The sequence below is a fragment of the Priestia sp. D3YE.R1 genome (assembly GCF_049199565.1).
Taxonomy (GTDB): Bacteria; Bacillota; Bacilli; order Bacillales; family Bacillaceae_H; genus Priestia; species Priestia aryabhattai.
The window spans coordinates 176,673-199,376 of record NZ_JBLTHW010000004.1; the positions used below are offsets into that span (position 1 = coordinate 176,673).

Annotated in this window: 20 protein-coding genes, 1 tRNA gene and 1 other RNA gene; 17 read left to right on the plus strand and 5 right to left on the minus strand. The window is 39.4% G+C overall.

The window, feature by feature from the left end; translation table 11 throughout:
- The first annotated feature begins 20 nt into the window (after positions 1–20).
- A complete protein-coding gene (gene whiA / locus ACOZIR_RS22550; RefSeq protein WP_045291654.1) occupies positions 21–965 on the plus strand; it encodes a DNA-binding protein WhiA in 945 nt (314 codons plus the stop codon).
- Between the two features lie 28 nt (positions 966–993).
- On the plus strand, positions 994–1,248 hold the full coding sequence (locus ACOZIR_RS22555) for an HPr family phosphocarrier protein (protein ID WP_013059708.1): 255 nt from the start codon (positions 994–996) through the stop codon (positions 1,246–1,248).
- Positions 1,249–1,282: 34 nt separating this feature from the next.
- On the opposite strand, the gene clpP is transcribed toward ACOZIR_RS22555, so the two are convergent.
- A complete protein-coding gene (clpP, locus tag ACOZIR_RS22560) occupies positions 1,283–1,870 on the minus strand; it encodes an ATP-dependent Clp endopeptidase proteolytic subunit ClpP (RefSeq protein WP_013059707.1) in 588 nt (195 codons plus the stop codon).
- A 220-nt stretch (positions 1,871–2,090) separates the two neighbouring features.
- Here clpP and ACOZIR_RS22565 point away from each other — a divergent pair.
- The 15 genes from ACOZIR_RS22565 (at position 2,091) to ssrA (ending at position 17,336) form a co-directional block, all read left to right on the plus strand.
- Positions 2,091–2,162 (plus strand) — tRNA-Arg (locus ACOZIR_RS22565).
- Positions 2,163–2,363: 201 nt separating this feature from the next.
- The gene (locus ACOZIR_RS22570) at positions 2,364–3,038 is read left to right on the plus strand and encodes a hypothetical protein (RefSeq protein ID WP_045291653.1); all 675 of its coding nucleotides are present in this window, start codon (positions 2,364–2,366) and stop codon (positions 3,036–3,038) included.
- A 286-nt stretch (positions 3,039–3,324) separates the two neighbouring features.
- A complete protein-coding gene (gene rpoN / locus ACOZIR_RS22575; protein WP_045291652.1) occupies positions 3,325–4,635 on the plus strand; it encodes an RNA polymerase factor sigma-54 in 1,311 nt (436 codons plus the stop codon).
- Between the two features lie 12 nt (positions 4,636–4,647).
- Positions 4,648–4,896, plus strand: a complete 249-nt coding sequence (locus tag ACOZIR_RS22580) for a glutaredoxin family protein (RefSeq protein ID WP_045291651.1) — start codon at positions 4,648–4,650, stop codon at positions 4,894–4,896.
- Between the two features lie 133 nt (positions 4,897–5,029).
- Positions 5,030–6,058: a sugar-binding transcriptional regulator gene (locus tag ACOZIR_RS22585; RefSeq protein WP_014457838.1), complete on the plus strand. Its 1,029-nt coding sequence runs from the start codon at positions 5,030–5,032 to the stop codon at positions 6,056–6,058.
- Positions 6,059–6,103: 45 nt separating this feature from the next.
- The gene (gap, locus tag ACOZIR_RS22590) at positions 6,104–7,111 is read left to right on the plus strand and encodes a type I glyceraldehyde-3-phosphate dehydrogenase (protein ID WP_013059702.1); all 1,008 of its coding nucleotides are present in this window, start codon (positions 6,104–6,106) and stop codon (positions 7,109–7,111) included.
- Positions 7,112–7,420: 309 nt separating this feature from the next.
- Positions 7,421–8,605: a phosphoglycerate kinase gene (locus tag ACOZIR_RS22595; protein WP_014457840.1), complete on the plus strand. Its 1,185-nt coding sequence runs from the start codon at positions 7,421–7,423 to the stop codon at positions 8,603–8,605.
- 175 nt (positions 8,606–8,780) lie between these two features.
- Complete coding sequence (tpiA, locus tag ACOZIR_RS22600) at positions 8,781–9,536, plus strand: triose-phosphate isomerase (protein WP_013085385.1); 756 nt, start codon at positions 8,781–8,783, stop codon at positions 9,534–9,536.
- The gene (gpmI, locus tag ACOZIR_RS22605; RefSeq protein WP_028412054.1) at positions 9,536–11,068 is read left to right on the plus strand and encodes a 2,3-bisphosphoglycerate-independent phosphoglycerate mutase; all 1,533 of its coding nucleotides are present in this window, start codon (positions 9,536–9,538) and stop codon (positions 11,066–11,068) included. Before tpiA ends, gpmI begins: the two co-directional genes overlap by 1 nt.
- A gap of 24 nt (positions 11,069–11,092) precedes the next feature.
- Complete coding sequence (gene eno, locus ACOZIR_RS22610; RefSeq protein WP_028412055.1) at positions 11,093–12,388, plus strand: phosphopyruvate hydratase; 1,296 nt, start codon at positions 11,093–11,095, stop codon at positions 12,386–12,388.
- Positions 12,389–12,596: 208 nt separating this feature from the next.
- The gene (gene secG, locus ACOZIR_RS22615) at positions 12,597–12,830 is read left to right on the plus strand and encodes a preprotein translocase subunit SecG (protein ID WP_014457843.1); all 234 of its coding nucleotides are present in this window, start codon (positions 12,597–12,599) and stop codon (positions 12,828–12,830) included.
- A 272-nt stretch (positions 12,831–13,102) separates the two neighbouring features.
- Positions 13,103–13,843: an alpha/beta hydrolase gene (locus tag ACOZIR_RS22620; RefSeq protein WP_029714523.1), complete on the plus strand. Its 741-nt coding sequence runs from the start codon at positions 13,103–13,105 to the stop codon at positions 13,841–13,843.
- A 38-nt stretch (positions 13,844–13,881) separates the two neighbouring features.
- The gene (gene rnr / locus ACOZIR_RS22625; RefSeq protein ID WP_071269831.1) at positions 13,882–16,224 is read left to right on the plus strand and encodes a ribonuclease R; all 2,343 of its coding nucleotides are present in this window, start codon (positions 13,882–13,884) and stop codon (positions 16,222–16,224) included.
- Between the two features lie 145 nt (positions 16,225–16,369).
- A complete protein-coding gene (gene smpB / locus ACOZIR_RS22630; protein WP_013059694.1) occupies positions 16,370–16,837 on the plus strand; it encodes an SsrA-binding protein SmpB in 468 nt (155 codons plus the stop codon).
- Between the two features lie 137 nt (positions 16,838–16,974).
- Positions 16,975–17,336: a transfer-messenger RNA gene (ssrA, locus tag ACOZIR_RS22635) on the plus strand.
- Between the two features lie 154 nt (positions 17,337–17,490).
- Here ssrA and modB read toward each other — a convergent pair.
- The 4 genes from modB to fdhF all read right to left on the minus strand — a co-directional run bounded on the left by modB (position 17,491) and on the right by fdhF (position 22,509).
- Positions 17,491–18,147: a molybdate ABC transporter permease subunit gene (gene modB / locus ACOZIR_RS22640; RefSeq protein WP_045291648.1), complete on the minus strand. Its 657-nt coding sequence runs from the start codon at positions 18,145–18,147 to the stop codon at positions 17,491–17,493.
- A 7-nt stretch (positions 18,148–18,154) separates the two neighbouring features.
- Entirely contained in the window at positions 18,155–18,952 is a 798-nt protein-coding gene (gene modA, locus ACOZIR_RS22645) for a molybdate ABC transporter substrate-binding protein (protein ID WP_045291647.1), read from the minus strand.
- A 126-nt stretch (positions 18,953–19,078) separates the two neighbouring features.
- Positions 19,079–19,558, minus strand: a complete 480-nt coding sequence (locus ACOZIR_RS22650; RefSeq protein WP_045291646.1) for a DUF1641 domain-containing protein — start codon at positions 19,556–19,558, stop codon at positions 19,079–19,081.
- An 11-nt stretch (positions 19,559–19,569) separates the two neighbouring features.
- Complete coding sequence (fdhF, locus tag ACOZIR_RS22655) at positions 19,570–22,509, minus strand: formate dehydrogenase subunit alpha (RefSeq protein ID WP_340141674.1); 2,940 nt, start codon at positions 22,507–22,509, stop codon at positions 19,570–19,572.
- Positions 22,510–22,704 lie beyond the last annotated feature (195 nt).

Here is a 22,704-nt window from a genome sequence, read left to right on the forward strand (position 1 = left end):
TGTAGATTGGAGGTGAAGTTATGTCATTTGCATCAGAAACAAAAAAAGAGTTAACGAATTTAGAAGTCAAAGATTGCTGTGCAAAAGCAGAGCTCTCTGCATTAATTCGAATGAATGGTTCACTTTCTTTTTCGAATAAAAAATTCACAGTTGATGTTCAAACTGAAAACGCAGCGATTGCTCGACGCATTTATGTCTTGCTTAAGAAAAATTATGATGTGTCAGTAGAACTGCTTGTGCGTAAGAAAATGCGGCTGAAAAAAAACAATGTGTATATTGTTCGATTAGTAGAGAAAACGAGAATGCTTTTGGAAGACTTAAAAATTGTAGAAGAAGGATTCACATTTACACATCGTATTTCATCAGAGTTAGTACAAAAGAAATGCTGTAAGCGATCCTACTTAAGAGGCGCATTTTTAGCCGGCGGCTCTATTAATAACCCGGAGACATCATCTTACCATCTTGAAATTTTTTCATTGTATGAAGAGCACAATGAAGCTTTATGCAATTTAATGAACGAATTTCAACTGAATAGTAAAACATTAGAACGGAAAAAAGGCTATATTAACTATTTGAAAGAAGCTGAGAAAATTACGGAGTTTCTAAATATCATTGGAGCCCATAACGCTCTTTTACGGTTTGAGGATGTAAGAATCGTCCGAGATATGCGAAATTCCGTTAATCGCTTAGTTAATTGTGAAACAGCTAACTTAAATAAAACGATCGGAGCGGCCATTCGTCAAGTGGAAAACATCCGTTATATTGATGAAACAGCTGGATTAGATATCTTACCAGAAAAGCTAAGAGAAATTGCTCGTTTGCGTGTGGAATATCAAGACGTTACGTTAAAGGAGCTTGGCGAGATGGTATCTGGAGGTCAAATTAGCAAATCGGGCATTAACCATCGGTTGCGTAAAATTGACCAAATAGCAGACAAGCTTCGCGCCGGTCAGCCAGTCACATAAGGGGAATTGCAAGGGGGAGGATTTTATCATGGAAAAACAAGTAGAAGTAAAATTAAAAACGGGATTACAAGCTCGTGTTGCGGCACTATTCGTGCAAGAAGCAACTCGTTTTACATCTGATGTGTACTTGAAGAAAGATGAGAAAGTAGTCAACGCTAAAAGTATCATGGGGTTAATGAGCTTAGCGATTAATAACGGTTCTCTTATTACGCTCATTGTTGAAGGGGTAGATGAAAAAGAAGCAATGGATGCGTTAGTCGCTTACGTAGAGAACGATGCATAAAAAAGCCTTTCCCAAAGTGGGAAAGGCTTTTTTCTTATTTAGGATCGTTTTCTAATACTTTGTCAATTAGACCGTATTCTAAAGCGCGTTCAGCAGTCATGAAATTATCACGATCTGTATCACGTTGTAGCACTTCTAACGGTTGACCTGTACGCTCAGCTAAAATTGAATTTAGTTTTTCACGTAAGAATAGAATACGTTTTGCCGCAATTTCGATTTCAGTAGCTTGTCCTTGAGCACCACCAAGAGGTTGATGAATCATTACTTCGCTGTTTGGAAGAGCAAAACGTTTGCCCTTTTCACCAGCAGCCAGTAAGAAAGCACCCATTGATGCAGCCATACCGATACAAATTGTAGAAACTTTTGGCTTAATGAATTGCATCGTATCATAGATAGCCATTCCAGCTGTAATAGAGCCACCTGGGCTGTTGATATAAAGTGAGATATCTTTTTCTGGGTCTTCAGCAGCTAAGAATAGAAGCTGAGAAACGATTGAGTTAGCTACGTTATCGTCAATAGCACTACCTAAAATAATAATGCGGTCTTTTAATAAACGTGAATAAATGTCATAAGCACGTTCACCACGGTTTGTTTGTTCAATAACTGTAGGAATTAAGTTCATATTAAATTCCTCCTTAACAAGAATAATTTGTTATGTACCTATAATACACGTATGGTCAATAAAGGTCAAACAAAAGAACCTCTACTACACATATTCGCTTAAAAGACTATGTATTCCTCTTTGACATTATTAAAATTTTTCCCCCTTCTAAAAAAAATAAACGTAGTATTCTATTGAAAAGAGAAGTTTTCTCTCCTATAATGGAAGTTGTGACAAATATGCCCTCGTAGTGTAGTGGATAGCACAAGAGATTCCGGTTCTCTTAGGGTGGGTTCGAATCCTGTCGAGGGCGTCTTAAAACGTTGCGGATTATGCAACGTTTTTTATTTTGAGTAAAAAGACTCATCTTCTCAAAAAATAATATTTATTTTTCTCCTATAACCCTTTATACGCGTAAGGAAGCAAGAAATTAATTCCATTGTACCGGTTGCGGAATTTGTCAGAATACTATAAAACAGTATATAAGGAAAAGAAACACGGAGGAGGAATAAATATGAAATACATGAACAAACTTTTCATTGTCAGTGCATCGGTAGCACTATTGCTGTCTGCATGCGGGACGAACGACGATTCTGCTCAGCCGAAGTCTAATGATCAAGCAGAAAATGTTCAGCAGGATACAGCTTCTAAATCTGATCAAACATCAGGCGTTGCAAAAGAAGAGTCGAAAAAAGATGTGGATTCTTCTGAGGTCTCAGCCAAACCTTCAGGAAGTCAATCATCAACTAGCGAAACAGCGAAAGATGGAGAGTCAACGTCTTCTTCAAAAACAAAACTAACAAAAAGCCCACAACAGGATTATGCTGTTCAAGTAATGGACGGTTATAAACTAACGGGTGAAGAACCAGGAAAAGATGCGTTAGTATTAACTTCAGATGATTCTCAATTTATGCGTATTGAAATGCTTTCATCAGAAGCATCGCTGGACGACGCTGCTCAATCTGTTAAACAAACGGCAACAGCAGTTAATAAAAATGCAGCAGAGAAAAAGAATCTTGAAGAGAATGGGATCTTCAAAGATTCTGTTTGGTATGAAGCCACATCTGGCGATCATACGGTAAACGCCGTGTTAGTTAAAGGAAAGAAACCAATGAAGCTAACCATTTTTACGAAAAATGACGAAGAAAACTTAGACAAGTTTATGCAAATGGCACAGACTATTCAATAAGCAATTCTTCTATATATTATACAAATGCAGAAAATTCGACATGATGAAGAAAACGTCATGTCGGATTATTACTCGAATCATGTGGTTGGTGCGAATTATAATGAAAAGTTATAAAGGTGTATAGCTCTATTACTTTTTTGATGATTAGTAATTAAAAATAGGATGAACCGCTTCGTTAACAAAGGTTGACGGAGATTTTTTGATGAAAAAATTACATATAAAAAATAGTTACATGCTCTTTGAAAGCGTTTTTATAGTAAAATAGATGAAGGGGAGGGGAGAAATAATGGAAATTGGATTATTTCAGCAGCAGTCGTTAAAGCTGACGATGTCAAAAGAATTATCACAAGCTATTTCTCTTTTACAATATTCATCAATGGATATTGTAGCGTTTTTACATGAGCAGGCGCTTCAAAATCCGCTTATAGATTTTTCAGAGCTGCCCGTCTATACATCTCACAATCAAAAAAATCATGCAACTTCTGATTCAACAGATTATATGAGCAGTATACCAGCTCCTAAAGAAACGCTGTACGAACATTTAATGAATCAATCCGCATTATTAAAATTAGATGAATGTGAGCAGGCAGCCGTTGAGTTTGTTATTCATAGTCTGGATGATGCTGGCTATTTGCACGATGAGTTAATCATACTTGCTAACCAGCTTGGGCAAGGTCAAGAGCAGGTTGAAAAGGCTCTTCAACTTGTGCAGCAGATGGACCCGGCAGGAGTAGGGGCGAGAAGTTTACAAGAGTGCTTAATGCTTCAATTAAAAAGAAGTAATCAATGGACAGAAAAAATAGAGCAAATTTTGACATATCACTTTGAAGAATTTGCGTATAAAAAATGGATGAAAATCTCAAAGTTATGTCAAATCTCACTTGAAGCTCTTCAACAATTACATGAACAGATTAAGAAATTAAATCCTCGTCCTGGATCATTTTATATGAAGTCCAATGAACGATTCATTGTACCGGATTTTATTGTAAAAGTTGAAGATGGAAATGTCGTTGCTTATGCAAATGAGGATTTGGAACCTCGTCTTTCAGTGAATGAACAATACAAACTTCAGCTGAAAAATAGGCAGAACCAAGAAATGTTTTCTTATTTGCAAGAGAAATATCGTGAATTTCAATGGATTATGAAAAGTTTACACACACGCAAAGACACATTAAACGCGTTAATGAATACCTTACTCGTTGAACAAGAAGCATTTTTTAAGAAGGGTCCGTCGTATTTGAAGCCGTTAACAATGAAGGAAGTAGCAGAGCAAACGTCTGTGCATGAATCAACAATTAGCCGTGCTACTCGGCACAAATATATTCAAACGCCTTTTGGCACCTTTTCAATGAAATCTTTTTTCTCAACTAGTATTCAACTGGGCAACAACGAAGCGACTTCTACAACTCACGTAAAAGAACTGCTTAAAAAGCTAGTATCAGAAGAAAACAAACAGCGTCCGCTTTCAGATCAGCAGTTGGCTAACGTCTTGCAAAGCAATTATAACGTTACTATTTCAAGAAGAACGGTAGCCAAATATCGAGACCAATTAAATGTTTTACCATCCAGTCAACGAAAACTTTTTGTCACGCAGTAAAGGAGTGGGAATGTGGAAGTCGTACTGTATACCAAAAATGGCTGTCACTTATGCGATGATGCAAAGAAGCTGCTTGCAGAGATGCAGTCTGAGTTTCCCTTTCAGCTTATTGAACGAGATATTTACAAAAACGATGAGTGGCTGGAAAAGTATCATCTTGCGATTCCTGTAGTAGAAATGGACGGAGAAGAAGTGGAATATGGAAAAATAACAGGTATCCCACTAAGAAAACGCTTACTTTTAAAAATAGGCAACACATGAGTTGAATAAAGGATTCACTCCTGTTAGAATAGATTTTGTAGCAGGGTGAATTTTTTTTGCGCAAGGTGGGACATAATATGTCTATACGGGACAAAATATGTCCAGCGAGTTTATGCCTTAAGGGGATTTTAACATGCGTTCTTTAATAGAAGTACAACGAAAATTATTACCTGAACTTCTCTCAGTTATGCAAAAGCGCTATCAAATCTTGCAATACATACGTTTAATGCAGCCGATTGGTCGCAGAAACTTAGCTGTAAGCCTTGGGCTCACAGAGCGTGTGTTACGAAGCGAAGTAACATTCTTAAAAGAACAAGATTTGATTGACATTTACCCTAGTGGGATGACGCTTACAAACGAGGGAGAACTACTTCTAGCTGAATTAGAAGAAGTAATGAAGGAAGTTTCAGGACTTCGATTATTGGAAACAACATTAAAAGAGGCGTTTTCTTTATCAGAAGTTGTTGTTGTATCTGGAGATAGTGATCAGTCTCCTTGGGTTAAAAATGAAATGGGTCGAGCATCTGTTTCATGTATCAAGGAGCGCCTTGTTGGTGAAAAAAATACCGTTGCTGTTACAGGTGGTACAACGCTTGCCGCCGTTGCCGAAATGATGACACCTGATTCAAAACACCCTGATGTACTTTTTGTACCTGCTCGCGGAGGGCTAGGTGAAAATGTACAAAACCAAGCAAACACGATTTGTGCTAAGATGGCTGAAAAGTCCATGAGTCACTATCGCTTGCTTCATGTTCCAGATCAGCTTAGTGATGAAGCATACCGATCCATTATCGGCGAGCCATCTATTAAAGATATGCTTCATTTAATCAAGTCCGCTGGTATGGTTGTTCACGGAATAGGAGACGCTATGACAATGGCAGAACGCCGTAAAACACCACAAGCTGACTTAGAAAAAGTGAAAAATGGACATGCTGTAGGTGAGGCATTTGGATACTATTTTAATCATCAAGGCGAAGTTGTTCATAAAGTTAAAACAGTTGGCATACAACTCGATGATTTAAAGAACAATAAATGTGTTATTGCTGTTGCAGGAGGTTCATCAAAAGCAAAGGCAATTAAAGCGTTTATGCAACAAGCGCATGATTCGATTCTCATTACAGATGAAGGCGCCGCAAAAGAGTTAGTAAGGGATTTTAATTAATCCCTCATATAAAAAATACTTTTTACATTCAAGGAGGAAATACCCATGGCAGTAAAAATTGGTATTAACGGATTTGGTCGTATCGGCCGTAATGTATTCCGCGCAGCTTTAAAAAATGATAACGTTGAAGTAGTAGCAATCAATGATTTAACAGATGCTAACATGCTTGCTCACCTTCTAAAATATGATTCTGTACACGGAAAATTAGATGCAGAAGTAGTAGTAGATGGTAGCAACTTAGTAGTAAACGGTAAAACAATCGAAATTTCTGCTGAACGTGACCCAGCTCAATTATCTTGGGGCAAACAAGGCGTAGAAATCGTTGTTGAATCTACTGGATTCTTCACAAAACGCGCTGACGCTGCAAAACATTTAGAAGCAGGAGCTAAAAAAGTAATTATCTCTGCTCCAGCATCTGATGAAGACATCACAATCGTAATGGGTGTTAACGAAGACAAATACGATGCAGCTAACCACAACGTAATTTCAAATGCTTCTTGTACGACTAACTGCTTAGCGCCATTTGCTAAAGTGTTAAACGACAAGTTCGGTCTTAAACGCGGAATGATGACAACAGTTCACTCTTACACAAACGACCAACAAATCTTAGACTTACCACACAAAGATTACCGTCGTGCTCGTGCAGCTGCTGAAAACATCATCCCAACTTCAACTGGTGCTGCTAAAGCTGTATCTCTAGTATTACCTGAATTAAAAGGTAAATTAAACGGTGGAGCTATGCGTGTTCCAACTCCAAACGTTTCTTTAGTAGACTTAGTTGCTGAACTTGACAAAGAAGTAACTGTTGAAGATGTAAACAACGCTCTTAAAGAAGCTGCTGAAGGCGATCTTAAAGGCATCCTTGGTTACAGCGAAGAGCCACTAGTATCTGGTGACTACAACGGTAACATCAACTCTTCTACAATCGATGCATTATCTACAATGGTAATGGAAGGTAACATGGTTAAAGTTATCTCTTGGTACGATAACGAGAGCGGATATTCTAACCGTGTAGTAGACCTTGCTCAATACATCGCTGCTAAAGGACTATAAGAATAACTTAAAATTCGCTTCTATTTTATTCAATAAGACAGAAATCGACTAGACTTTCCTTTTTTATTGGATATCTGAAAATAGAACGACTATAATAAGACTTGCTAAGGAAGAGAGGGGCATACCCCCTCTTCCTTGATTTATGTATTGGCTTCTACATGAAAAAGCGTCATAAACAGCTAACTGGAGTTTCACTTTATATAGAAAGGCGCCAATATATAAAATGAAATGTACGGTGGTTTGTGGATTGATGATTACATAGAAGCCTACTTGCTTAGTACCATAAATACTTAAGGAGGCCTTTTAACGATGAACAAAAAAACGTTGAAAGACATCGATGTAAAAGGAAAGCGAGTATTTTGTCGCGTAGACTTTAACGTACCAATGAAAGACGGAAAAGTAACAGACGAAACTCGTATTCGTGCAGCTGTTCCTACTATTCAATATTTAGTAGAACAAGGTGCAAAAGTAATTTTAGCTAGCCATCTTGGACGTCCAAAAGGCGAAGTTGTTGAAGAATTACGTCTAAATGCTGTTGCAGAACGTTTACAAGCTCTTCTTGGTAAAGACGTTGCAAAAGCTGACGAAGCTTTTGGTGAAGAAGTAAAGAAAACAATCGACGGCATGAGCGAAGGCGATGTTTTAGTACTTGAAAACGTACGTTTTTACCCAGGCGAAGAGAAAAACGATCCTGAATTAGCAAAAGCGTTTGCTGAATTAGCAGATGTATACGTAAACGATGCATTCGGTGCAGCTCACCGTGCGCATGCTTCAACAGAAGGAATTGCTCAACACATTCCAGCAGTAGCAGGTTTCTTAATGGAAAAAGAGCTTGATGTGCTTTCAAAAGCATTGTCAAACCCAGAACGTCCATTTACTGCAATCGTTGGTGGAGCAAAAGTTAAAGACAAAATCGGTGTAATTGACCACTTACTTGATAAAGTAGATAACTTAATCATCGGTGGAGGACTTTCTTACACATTTATTAAGGCACTAGGCCATGAAGTAGGTAAATCACTTCTTGAAGAAGACAAGATTGAACTTGCAAAATCTTTCATGGAAAAAGCTAAGAAAAATGGAGTAAACTTCTACATGCCAGTGGACGTGGTAGTAGCAGATGACTTCTCAAATGATGCTAATATTCAAGTTGTATCAATTGAAGACATTCCAAGCGATTGGGAAGGCTTAGATGCAGGACCGAAAACGCGTGAAATCTATGCTGACGTAATCAAAAACTCTAAGTTAGTTATTTGGAACGGACCAATGGGTGTGTTTGAATTAGACGCATTTGCTAACGGAACAAAAGCAGTAGCGGAAGCTTTAGCAGAAGCAACTGACACATATTCAGTAATTGGCGGAGGAGATTCTGCAGCAGCTGTTGAAAAATTCAACCTAGCTGATAAAATGAGCCATATTTCTACAGGTGGCGGTGCGTCACTAGAGTTTATGGAAGGTAAAGAACTTCCAGGCGTAGTTGCACTAAACGATAAGTAAGTTTATGTTTCAGTAAGACGGAGGACCGACCTGACGACTGATAATATAAATAATTATCAAGCAGCGAAGAAGGATGACCAAGAGATAAAAGGGACCGAATCACTTTTAACAGCACCCTCTTGGACATCTAACGCGTGAAGGGAAAACCCACAATAAACAAAGGACGGTGTTACACATGCGTAAACCAATTATTGCAGGAAACTGGAAAATGAACAAAGTACTTTCTGAAGCAACTAGCTTTGTTGAAGAAGTAAAAGGAGCAGTACCATCTCCTGAAAGCGTAGATTCAGTAGTATGTGCACCTGCACTATTTTTAGATCGTTTAGTAGAAGCGACTAAAGGCACAGACTTAAAAATTGGTGCACAAAACATGCATTTCGAAGAAAACGGTGCGTTCACTGGAGAAGTGAGCCCTGTTGCATTAGCAGACCTAGGTGTGAACTACGTAATTTTAGGACACTCTGAACGTCGTGAAATGTTTGCTGAAACGGACGAAACAGTAAACCAAAAAACAATTGCTGCATTCAAACACGGTTTAACACCAATCGTTTGCTGCGGTGAAACAAACGAAGAGTATGAGCAAGACCAAACAAAAACAGTTGTAGCTAATCAAGTACAAAAAGCATTAGCTGGTCTAACTGATGAGCAAGTAAAACAAACGGTTATCGCATATGAGCCAATCTGGGCCATCGGTACAGGTAAATCTTCAACTGCTGAAGGTGCAAACGAAGTTTGTGCATACATCCGTAGCGTTGTTGCAGAACAATTCTCTCAAGATGTTGCAGATGCTGTACGTATTCAATACGGCGGTAGCGTAAAGCCTGCTAATATTAAAGAATATATGTCTCAATCAGACATTGACGGAGCTTTAGTAGGTGGAGCAAGCTTAGAAGCAGATTCTTTCTTACAGCTTTTGGAGGCTGGTAAGTAATGAGTAAAAAGCCAGTAGCATTAATCATCTTAGATGGTTTTGCATTACGCGATGAAGATAAAGGTAATGCGGTAACACATGCAAAAAAACCAAACTTCGACCGTTTCTGGAACGAGTATCCTCATGCTACACTTCAGGCGTCTGGAGAAGCTGTAGGCTTACCAGAAGGCCAAATGGGTAACTCTGAAGTAGGTCACTTAAACATCGGCGCAGGCCGAATTGTGTACCAAAGCTTAACTCGTGTAAACGTAGCAATTCGTGAAGGCGAGTTTGAACAAAATGAAACGCTTGTAGCAGCTGTAAAGCACGCAAAAGAAAAGGGTACAAACCTTCATCTTTTCGGACTTTTATCTGATGGCGGTGTACACAGTCATATCGAACATCTTTATGCATTATTGCGTCTAGCTAAGAGTGAAGGCTTAGAAAAAGTCTACATTCATGGCTTCTTAGATGGTCGTGACGTAGCACCTCAATCTGCTGAAACGTATTTAAAAGAACTTAATGAAAAAATTGAAGAGTACGGCGTTGGTGAAATTGCAACACTTTCAGGACGTTACTACTCAATGGACCGCGACAAACGCTGGGAGCGCGTAGAGAAATCATACCGCGCAATGGTGTACGGTGAAGGTCCATCATATACAAGCGCTGAAGAGTGCGTAAAAGATTCATATGAAAATGGAATCTATGACGAATTCGTTTTACCTTCTGTTATTACAAAAGAAGACGGATCGCCAGTTGCGACAATTCAAGACGAAGATGCAGTCATTTTCTACAACTTCCGTCCTGATCGCGCAATTCAAATTTCAAATACGTTCGCAAACGAAGATTTCCGCTCATTTGATCGCGGTGAAAAACATCCGAAAAACTTACATTTTGTATGTTTAACTCACTTCAGCGAAACAGTTGACGGATATGTAGCCTTTAAGCCAATTAACTTAGATAATACGCTTGGTGAAGTATTATCTCAAAATAACTTAAAGCAGCTTCGTATTGCTGAAACGGAAAAATATCCTCACGTAACGTTCTTTATGAGCGGTGGACGTGAAGCAGAGTTTCCTGGTGAAACACGTATCTTAATCGATTCACCAAAAGTAGCAACATATGACTTGAAACCTGAGATGAGTGCTTATGAAGTGACGGACGCGTTGCTTGCAGAAATCGAGGGCGATAAGCAGGACGCTATTTTATTAAACTTTGCAAACCCTGATATGGTAGGTCATTCAGGTATGTTAGAACCAACGGTAAAAGCGATTGAAACAGTAGATGAGTGCTTAGGCAAAATTGTAGATGCAATTTTAGCTAAAGGCGGTACAGCAATTATCACAGCAGACCATGGTAATGCTGATGAAGTGATTACACTTGAAGGTAATCCAATGACGGCTCATACAACGAATCCTGTTCCAGTAATTGTAACCAAACAAGGCTTAGAGCTTCGTGAAGACGGTATTCTAGGGGATCTAGCTCCTACAATGCTTACTCTTCTAGATGTAGCACAGCCAAAAGAAATGACAGGTAAAACATTAATTAAATAATTAATTATAAAGGAGAGTTTTAAAATGCCAACAATTCTTGACATTTATGCACGCGAAGTATTAGATTCTCGCGGTAACCCAACAGTTGAAGTAGAAGTATATACTGAATCAGGCGCTTTCGGACGCGCAATCGTACCAAGTGGTGCTTCTACTGGTGAACACGAAGCAGTAGAATTACGCGATGGTGACAAATCTCGCTACCTAGGTAAAGGTGTATTAAAAGCAGTAGAAAACGTAAACGAAATTATCGCTCCTGAATTAGTAGGTATGGACGCAACTGATCAAATCGGTATCGACCGCCTTATGATTGAGCTAGATGGTACGGAAAACAAAGGTAAATTAGGTGCTAACGCTATTCTTGGTGTATCTATGGCAGTAGCTCACGCAGCAGCTGACTTCGTAGGTCTTCCATTATATCGTTACCTTGGTGGATTCAACGCGAAGCAATTACCAACTCCAATGATGAACATCATCAACGGTGGTTCTCATGCTGATAACAACGTTGACTTCCAAGAGTTCATGATTTTACCTGTAGGAGCTCCTACATTCAAAGAAGCAATCCGTATGGGTGCTGAAGTATTCCACGCGTTAAAATCTGTTTTATCTGCAAAAGGCTTAAACACAGCTGTAGGTGACGAAGGTGGATTCGCTCCAAACCTTGGTTCTAACCGTGAAGCATTAGAAGTAATTGTTGAAGCAATCGAAAAAGCTGGCTACAAAGCTGGTCAAGACATCCAATTAGGTATGGACGTTGCTTCTTCTGAATTCTTCAACAAAGAAACTGGTAAATATGACTTAGCAGGCGAAGGCCGTACAGGCGTAACTTCTGCTGAAATGGTAGATTTCTACGAGCAGTTAGTTAACGAGTTCCCAATCGTTTCAATCGAAGACGGTTTAGACGAAAATGACTGGGATGGTCACAAGCTATTAACTGAGCGCATTGGCGGCAAAGTACAGCTTGTTGGTGACGATTTATTTGTAACAAACACGAAAAAACTTTCTCAAGGTATCGAACAAGGCGTAGGTAACTCTATCCTTATCAAAGTTAACCAAATCGGTACATTAACTGAAACGTTCGAAGCTATTGAAATGGCTAAACGTGCTGGTTACACAGCAGTAGTTTCTCACCGTTCTGGTGAAACTGAAGATGCAACAATCGCTGATATCGCTGTTGCAACAAATGCTGGCCAAATCAAAACTGGTTCTATGAGCCGTACAGACCGTATTGCGAAATATAACCAATTACTACGCATCGAAGACGAGCTAGGTGTTCTAGCTGTATACGATGGCGCTAAATCTTTCTACAACTTAAAAAAATAAGTTGAAATCATAAAAAACGGATGACGATTGTCATCCGTTTTTTTATGTTAAAATCCGGTGTATTTCGCTGTCATTACTTGTATGAGGGGGGTTTTTGTGATAAATTAACCTTAGCGTAGTGCGCGTACTTTATCCCCGGTAATGCCAATCAGAAGGGATGAAGAAACCCCGCTGATTGACTATTACTTGGTGTAGGAGGTGTGTCTTAGTGCATACATTGCTGATTACTTTACTAGTGATTGTTTCAATTGCATTGATTGTTGTGGTCGTTTTACAATCAAGCAAAACTACTGGATTATCTGGAGCTATTTCCGGTGGAGCTGAAACGTTATTTGGAAAACAAAAAGCACGTGGAATTGACTTAGTTTTACACCGTTTGACAGTAGTGTTATCTATCTTATTCTTTGCGTTAACACTTGCTGTATCTTATTTCAAACTTTAATATGTTACTGGATAGACTGCCACCTAATGCATACGTACTTGGTGTATACCAACTTATGTATGCATTAGGTGGCTTTTTTAATGGGCGTGTTGAATACTTTAATTTCATTTTTAAGTAATGATATAATATAGCTTTAGAAAAAAGTACTAAATATAGTATAAAAGCGTAAAAGCTGACGGTCACATCTCTTTTTATGTGATGACCGTCACATAAATACATGTTTTTTTCTATTATGACTGCAGATATTATAACTAAAAGGAGTTAAATGATATATGAAAATTGCACAACCAAAGCCATTTACATTTGAAGGCGGCGAAAAAGCTGTTTTATTACTTCACGGTTTTACCGGAAATTCTGCTGATGTTCGTATGTTAGGTCGTTTTTTAGAGAAAAAAGGATACACATGCCACGCACCTCACTATAAAGGACACGGTGTAGCGCCTGAAGAGCTTGTTCATACTGGTCCAGAAGATTGGTGGAAAGATGTCATGGAAGGCTATGAGTTTTTGAAAAGCAAAGGCCATGAAAGTATTGCCGCTGTAGGTCTTTCACTAGGTGGCGTATTTTCACTGAAATTAGGTTACACTGTACCTATAAAGGGTATTGTGCCTATGTGCGCGCCTATGTATATAAAGAGTGAAGAAGTCATGTATGAAGGTGTTTTAGCGTATGCACGCGAATATAAAAAGCGTGAAGGTAAATCGTCTGAACAGATTGAACAAGAAATGGAAGAGTTCAAACAAACACCAATGAACACATTAAAGTCTTTACAGGAATTAATCGCTGAAGTGCGAAATTCAGTTGATATGATTTATGCACCGACATTTGTTGTACAAGGTCGTCATGATCATATGATTAATACAGACAGCGCCAATATTATTTATAATAGCGTCGAGTCTCCTACAAAAGATATAAAATGGTACGAAGAATCTGGTCATACCATTACCTTTGATAAAGAGCGTGATCAGCTTCACGAGGATGTATATGCATTTTTGGAATCACTTGATTGGTAATAGAGATAATACGAATAAAGAAAAAGGAGGGACATGATGTGAAAGAAGAAAATCAGCCCTATATGAATGAAATATTGGATTTTATGAAAAGGGATAATTATAAACCTTTGACTGTCCAAGAGCTTGCAAAAGAATTCAATACTGAGGATGCAGAGTCATTCAAAGAGTTTGTTAAGGCACTTGTTATTATGGAAGAGAAGGGTTTAATTATCCGAGCAAGAAATGACCGCTACGGGCTGCCGGAACAAATGAATTTTGTCAAAGGGAAAGTAAGCGGACATGCAAAAGGGTTTGCGTTTGTAGTTCCTGAAGAGAAAGATGCGGGTGATGTATTTATTCCGCCTACTGAAACAAACAATGCTATGCATGGAGATATTGTGCTTGCAAGAGTGTTATCAGAATCATCAGGTGCTCGTCGTGAAGGAACCATTGTAAAAATCTTAGAACGAGGTACCCAGCAAATTGTAGGTACGTATACGCAAAGCAAAAATTTTGGCTTTGTGATTGCGGATGACAAAAAAATTGCAGGTGATATTTTTATTCCCAAAGCAGCAAGAAACGGTGCCGTTGAAGGCCATAAAGTAGTAGTAGAGCTGACAACCTATCCGGAAGGCCGCATGAATGCAGAAGGAAAAGTTGTTCAAATTCTTGGACATAAAAACGATCCGGGGATCGATATCATTTCTGTTATCCATAAGCACGGTCTTCCTCAAGAATTTCCTGCTGACGCTTTAACGCAAGCAATTGATACACCTGAGACAATTGATGAAAAAGATATCGGTAACCGCCGCGATCTTCGTGATCAAGTTATTGTAACCATTGACGGAGCAGATGCAAAAGATTTGGATGACGCTGTAACGGTTACAGAGCTTGAAAACGGAAACTACAAATTAGGCGTTCATATTGCAGATGTAAGTCACTACGTTAAAGAAGGTTCTCCGATTGATGTAGAAGCAGCAGAGCGCGGAACAAGCGTCTATTTAGTAGACCGAGTTATTCCGATGATTCCTCACCGTTTATCTAACGGAATCTGTTCATTAAATCCAAAAGTTAACCGTTTTACGCTTTCTTGTGAGATGGAAATTAATCCACAAGGTGAAGTAGTCAAACATGAGATTTTTGAAAGTGTCATCAAAACGACAGAACGAATGACGTATTCAGACGTGAACAAAATCTTAGTGGATAAAGATGAAGAAGTATTAGAACGCTACGAGCCAATCGTTCCGATGTTTGAGCGTATGGAAAAGCTGGCGGCTATTCTTCGTAAAAAGAGAATGGATCGCGGTGCCATTGATTTTGATTTCAAAGAAGCAAAAGTATTGGTAGACGATGATGGCCATCCGCACGATGTTATTTTGCGTGAACGCTCAGTTGCTGAAAAGCTAATCGAAGAATTTATGCTGGCGGCGAATGAAACAGTAGCAGAACATTTTCACTGGATGAACGTACCGTTTATTTATCGTATTCATGAAGATCCAGATGCAGAGAAGCTTACTCGTTTCTTAGAGTTTATTACAAACTTTGGTTATACAGTGAAAGGGACAGGCAACGATATTCATCCGCGTGCGCTGCAAGATATTTTAGAAGAAGTAAAGGGTACGCCTGAAGAGATGGTTATTTCAACTGTTATGCTTCGTTCGATGAAACAAGCGAAATATGAAGCAGAAAGTTTAGGCCACTTTGGTTTATCAGCTGAGTTCTATACGCATTTTACGTCTCCAATCCGTCGTTATCCGGATTTAATCGTTCATCGTCTCATTCGTACGTATTTAATTGAAGGAAAAACAAATCAGCAAACGCAAGAAAAATGGCGCGAGCTTCTGCCTGATATTGCTGAGCATTCTTCTAATATGGAACGTCGTTCAGTTGACGCTGAGCGAGAAACGGACGATATGAAAAAAGCTGAGTTTATGGCTGATAAAGTTGGGGAAGTATTTAATGGTATTATTAGCTCTGTTACAAACTTTGGAATGTTCGTGGAGCTAGAAAATACGATTGAAGGGTTAGTTCATGTTAGTGACTTAACGGATGACTATTATCGTTACGACGAACGTCACTATGCGATGATTGGAGAAAGAACGGGCAACGTCTTCCGAATTGGAGACGAAATTGAAGTGAAAGTTGCCGATGTGAATAAAGACGAGCGTTCAGTGGACTTTGTTATTGTGGGAATGAAAGAAGGCCGCAAACGCTTATCTAAAGATCGTCCTAAAGTGATTAAAGCAAAACAAAAGTCACGCAAAGATGATAAAGGAAAAGGTCGAGAGGGCAGTCGAAGCAAAAATGAAGAGTGGTCTACTCAAAAACCAAAGAAGAAAAAGAAAAAAAGATTCTTCGAAGGCGCTCCAAACGTTAAGCGCAAAAAGAAAAAGCGCAAATAATCGACAGCAGTGAAGCAGAAGGGTAGCCCTTCTGCTTCAAAACAGCTCTATTAAACGTTTTAGTTGTTGTTTAGATTTCCATACAGTAAAATGATACATAATATCATACATATACGTAAGTACGGCTGAAGGGAAGGAACGTTTTATGCCAAAAGGTGAAGGGAAATTAATTGCACAAAACAAAAAAGCCCGCCACGACTTTTTTATTGAAGAAACATATGAGACGGGTATTGTTCTACAAGGAACGGAAATCAAATCAATTCGTAATGGCCGTGTGAATTTAAAGGACTCTTTTGCTCGTGTGCAAAATGGAGAAGTATTTTTACACAATATGCACGTTAGTCCTTACGAACAAGGCAATCGATACAATCATGAGCCACTTCGTACACGAAAGCTATTACTGCATAAACGCGAAATCAGCAAGCTAATTGGCTATTCAAAAGAAACAGGTTATTCACTAGTTCCTTTAAAAGTGTATTTGAAAAACGGATACGCAAAGGTTTTACTAGGGCTTGGTAAGGGTAAAAAGAAATATGATAAGCGTGAAGACTTAAAGCGCAAAGAAGCCAAGCGCGATATCGAACGAGCATTTCGTGATCGCCAAAAGATGTGATATTACAAAATCTTACAATTGCAAAATGCTCATTTTGTGATATAATAAATATTGTTATCAGTTAGATTTCATTTTGCACACTGAAGTCGCTATCTGATGTAAGGATTTTTCTTACACATTCCGACTCCCTTTTATATGGGGACGTTACGGATTCGACAGGGGTAGTTCGAGCTTAGGTTGCGAGTCGAGGAGATGGCCTCGTTAAAACATCAACGCCAATAATAACTGGCAAATCTAACAATAACTTCGCTTTAGCTGCATAATAGTAGCTTAGCGGTTCCTCCCTCCATCGCCCATGTGGTAGGGTAAGGGACTCACTTTAAGTGGGCTACGCCGGAGTTCGCCGTCTGAGGACGAAGGAAGAGAATAATCAGACTAGCGACTGGGACGCCTGTTGGTAGGCAGAACAGCTCGCGAATTATCAATATGCCAACTACACTCGTAGACGCTTAAGTGGCGATATTTCTGGACGTGGGTTCGACTCCCACCGTCTCCACCAAATACATATTTTTGGTGGCTTACCTTACTTATACCAGGAGCTAATCAAATGTATGATCTGCATTTGATTAGCTCCTTTTTAATTTATGATGGATGTAAAATTGAAAAAGCGGTACAAAAGTAAAAGGATGCCTCTTACACAAAGAGGCATCCTTTTACTTTTGTTTAAGCTGAACAAAAAGCAGCATAAGAAAGGAAAGAAAGACGATCGAGATAACCCATAGCCAAGCGAGATTCATGTTTCCAGAGTCAATCGCGACGTAGATAGCGGTAGGAACAGTTTGAGTTTCACCTGGAATATTGCCAGCAAACATCAAAGTGGCTCCAAATTCTCCGAGTGCTCTTGCCAGACTTAACACACCTCCTGTTACAATAGCTTTAGAAGCTAAAGGAATGGAAATAAAGAAAAAGACTTTCCATTCGCTTGCACCATCTACTCGAGCCGCATCTTCAATTTCATGATCAACGCCTTGGAAGCCCGTTTTGGCAGATTGATACATAAGGGGGAATGCAACGACAACGGATGCAATAACAGCTGCCCACCACGTAAAAATAACGGGTTGTTGAAAGACCCATTCAATTGCTCGGCCGAGCAGGCTGTGTTTTCCGAATATGACAATCAATAAAAATCCAACAACGGACGGAGGTAGGACCAACGGTAGCATCAACACCGTTTCAACTATCACTTTTCCTTTAAAATGTTTCCTGGATAACAGTTTTCCTATAACAGTGCCTAGAATAATTACGACAAATCCTGCTACTAATGCAATTTTGAGCGATAGCTGAAGAGGAGATAAAAACTCTTGAATCATAGCAATCTCAATTCGCAGTGAAACCGTAATTTTTTAACGTGTTAAGAGCCGTCTTACTTTGTAAAAATTGATAAAAATCCTTTGCTTCTTGTGGATGTTTCGAATCCTTAATAACGCCTACAGGATATACAATTGGTTTGTGAGTGCTATGATCTGCAGTGGCTACAATCTTCACTTTTTTTGAAATCAACGCATCGGTTTTATAAACAACTCCAGCTTCAACGTTTCCTGTCTCCACATAGGAAAGCACCTGGCGTACGTCTTTTGCATAGACGGTTTTAGGCTCAATGTTTTTCCACAGATTCATGTGTTCAAAAGTCTCTTTTGCATACTGTCCAGCAGGAACGGATTCCGGTATGCCAAGTGCAATTTTTTGAACAGCAGGCTTTGATAGATCTTCAAAATTTTTGATAGCAGCCGAATTATTCTTTGGGACGATAAGCACAAGGTCGTTGCCAACCAAGTCAGTTCCATTTTCTTTAGAAATAGCTCCTGACTTTACCAGTGCATCAAACTTATCTTCCGCTGCTGAAAAAAACAAATCAGCCGGTGCGCCATTTTCGATTTGCTGTTGCAGCGAGCCTGAAGCTCCAAAATTAAATTTTAAGTCGATATTCGAATGCTTTGTTTCATATTGCTTTTGAATATCAGTAAGCGCATCTTTTAAGCTGGCCGCAGCGGATATCGTTAAGCTGACGTTTTGGTGCTGAGCCGCTGATTGACTCGTATTTGTTCCGTTCGAACAAGCAGCAGTAAACATAATTAAAAATAATAGTGCGAATAAGGGTTTAAAGTATTGTTGCATCGTGTCACCTCAATTAGTTGTAGTAAAGCAATTTAGTATAACTATATCACGTTCACTTAGAAATGGACTTCCTAAAAAGAAAACAGCGACTTGAAAGGGGAAAAAACTTTCAAGTCGCTGCCTTATTTACTCTTCCAACGCTTTGCCCATTCCTTTTAAAAAGTGAAGTCCAAATCCAATTGCACGATTAACATCTGGATCGTTTAGCGCTTTTATAAGAGCTAATGCACTTACTTTTTTTCCTGTTTTTACATACTCATTTGCTTCGTTCATACCAACTGTTGCACTGTTCACAAGTTTAGCGGTTACCTCTGGGTCTGCCTTCATCAAACCGCTGCTTGCACCCATAAGGGTATTAATTAAATTGGTTACCGGTTCTCTAGAAATTTGATGAAGCGCAATTTTTGAGATTTTTTCTTTTGCTTGAATCATTGAATCAGCAGCTTCAAGAACACCCATGTCGTTAAGTTCTCCGACAATACCGAGAATACGATTCAGCGCTTCTTCATTATCTGCCAGAAGAGAAGTCAAGTCTTCTAATTTTTGCTGTTTTTTTTCTTCCTCGCTTAGAAGAGGCTTTTTAATTTCTGTAATAGGTTGTGCCATCTTTTCTCCTCCTATTTACTTGTTAAATGGACGTAGCCAGGACGGTTCCATTTACGCTGAACCTCGACCCCATTTTGAGGATGACGTTTTTTGTTGCGCGGATTTGTAGACGGTAAAGGCGTTTCTCCACCTTTGCTTAATACTTCCATCCGTACTTTTGTTTGTTTGTAAGCCGGCGTATTTGTTCGTTGGTCGACTGCAGGTCCCGTCAAGAAGTTAATAGCCGAATCTTTATGAACGGAGTGCATCGGAAGATACAGCTCATTTGCTTTTACCCGCTCTGTAATTAATGCCTGTACTTTTACTGCTCCAAACGGTGAGATTAATCTGACAAGCGAACCTTCTTCAATTTCACGCTCCTTGGCAAGCTGAGGTGAAATTTCTACAAATACTTCCGGTACTTTTGATTGAATACCGCTCGATTTATTGGTCATATTCCCTTCATGAAAATGTTCTAACATTCGTCCGTTATTAATGTGCAAATCATATTCCTCTGGAAATTCAGCAGGAAGCACCCAATCTGATAAAGCAAAGCGCGCTTTTTTATCTGGGAAATTAAACCCATCGACGTAAAGTAAAGGCGTGCTTTCCCCCTCTAAGCTCCCCCATAAGAAGCTATTCCAGCCTTCAAGGTTTTCATAGCTGGCTTGGCTGAATAGAGGTGATAGACTAGCTATTTCTGAAAAGATGTCACCCGGGTGTGTATACGTCCAATTTGCACCTAAGCGATTTGCAATCTCTTGAACAATCCACCAATCCGGCTTTGAATCACCAAGCGTTGGCAATGCTTGATACAATCTTTGTACACGTCGCTCCGTATTGGTAAACGTTCCGTCTTTTTCAAGAGAAGGAACAGCAGGGAATACAACATCAGCATATTGAGCCGTTCTTGAAAGGAAAATATCTTGGACGACAAAAAAGTCTAGATTTGATAATATTTCATGTACGTGATTAGCATTCGAATCGACAAGAGCCATATCTTCTCCTACAAGGTACATGGCTTTCATTTTTCCTTCATCAATTGAATGAAGCATTTGGATATTATCAAGACCCGGCTTGTCTTTAATTTTTACGCCGTATGCTTTTTCAAATTTTTCTCGAGCGACTGAGTCCGTGACGTGCTGATAGCCTGGCAGCCAAGCAGGAAGAGTTCCCATATCGCATGCTCCTTGCACGTTATTGTGGCCTCGGAGCGGATAAGCGCCTGCACCAGGGCGTCGATAGTTTCCAGTAGCAAGCAACAGGTTTGAGATAGCCGCTGATGTATCAGAGCCTCCTGTATTTTGCGTCACGCCCATGCCCCACAGCACACAGGTTCCATCGGCGTCTCGAATCATTTCAGCTATTTGAATGAGTGTTGCTGCTGGAATACTCGTAATTTGTTCAGCATATTCAAGCGTGTACTTTTCAAGCAAAGAGTTAAAGTCTTCAAAATAGTTGACGTTTTCTTGGATAAATTTTTCGTTGTGCCATCCTTGATCAATCATGTATTTTGTTACAGCCATTAGCCATACTTGGTCCGTACCTTGTTTTGGACTGATAAAAATGTCAGAGCGTTCAGCCATTTCGTTTTTGCGCAAATCTGCGACGATTAGTTTTTGGTTATGAAGCTTATGCGCTCGTTTGATGCGAGTTGCTAATACAGGGTGACCTTCAGCAGGGTTAGCTCCAACGATGATAACCAGTCCAGCTTTTGCGATGTCTTTTATCGTGCCGGCATCGCCTCCCATTCCGACTGTTCGAAATAATCCATCGGTTGCAGGAGACTGACAGTAGCGAGAGCAGTTGTCTACGTCATTTGTTTCAAACATTTGGCGAGCCAGCTTTTGAATAACATAGTTTTCTTCGTTTGTAATTTTAGAAGAAGAGATAAAACCAACTGACCCATGTCCATACTGCTGATTGATAGAGCTTAACCTGCTTGCTACTAAATCGAGCGCTTCTTCCCATGACGACTCTACAAATGCGCCATTTTTTCGGATTAAAGGCTTAGTAATACGTTTTTCAGAGTTTACAAAATCCCAGCCGAATTTTCCTTTCACACAGGTTGAAATAGCATTTGCGGGAGCATCTGAGCTAGGCTGAACTTTAAGGATTTCGCGGCCTTTTGTCCACACTTCAAACGAACATCCAACTCCACAAAATGTACAGACGGTTTTTGTTTTTTTCGTCCGAGTTTCGCGCATAGCTGCTTCCACTTCTGAAACAGCAAATATTCCGCTGTACCCCGGTTCCACTTCTTTAACTAGATCAATCATTGGATTCAAAACGCCTTTTGGAAGTCCAGTCATGAATCCAGCTTCTCCGAGCATAGATTTTTCCATTAAGGCATTACAAGGGCATACGGTTACACATTGACCGCAGCTCACACAAGAAGATTCATTGATTGCTACACCATCATCCCAGAGAACGCGGGGACGTTTCGCTTCCCAGTCGATAGAGAGCGTTTCATTAACTTGAAGATTTTGACAAACCTCTACACATTGTCCACAAGCAATGCATTGGTTAGGGTCATAACGGTAGAACGGATGAGACATATCGACTTCATCCTCTGAGGCCTTTGGCGTATAGGGGTATTTTTGATATTCAATCTCCATCATTTCGGCTGTGTTATGTAATTTACAGTTTCCGTTGTTATTATCGCAAACGGTGCAGTATAGCAAATGATTCTCTAATAAACGATCCATTGCTTCCGTTTGTGCCGCTTTTGCGGGTGCTGATTGTAATTCAATCTTCATGCCGTTTTCAGCTTTTGTAGAACAAGAACGGATTAACTCGCCATTCATTTCAACAATACACGTGTCACAAGTTTGAATAGGGTCGACTTCAGGCACATAACAAATCTGAGGATGCTCAATGCTTTGCTGGTTAATAATTTCAAGTATGGTAGAACCTGAAGCTGCCTTGTATTCGTTGCCATTTATATGAACAGTGATGGTTTCACGACTCATTTGTTTTCCTCCTTTATATAAAACAAAAAACCACCATGAATACACACGCCTAATTAAATAAGGGAAGTGCAATCATGGTGGAATAGTTTACTAGCAGGTCTTACTAATATGCCAATCCGGCCCATTTATATCGTTAAGAAAAAGTGATAGAGTAATAACAATTCATTATTATTATTATTCCATCTCGGTTATTTA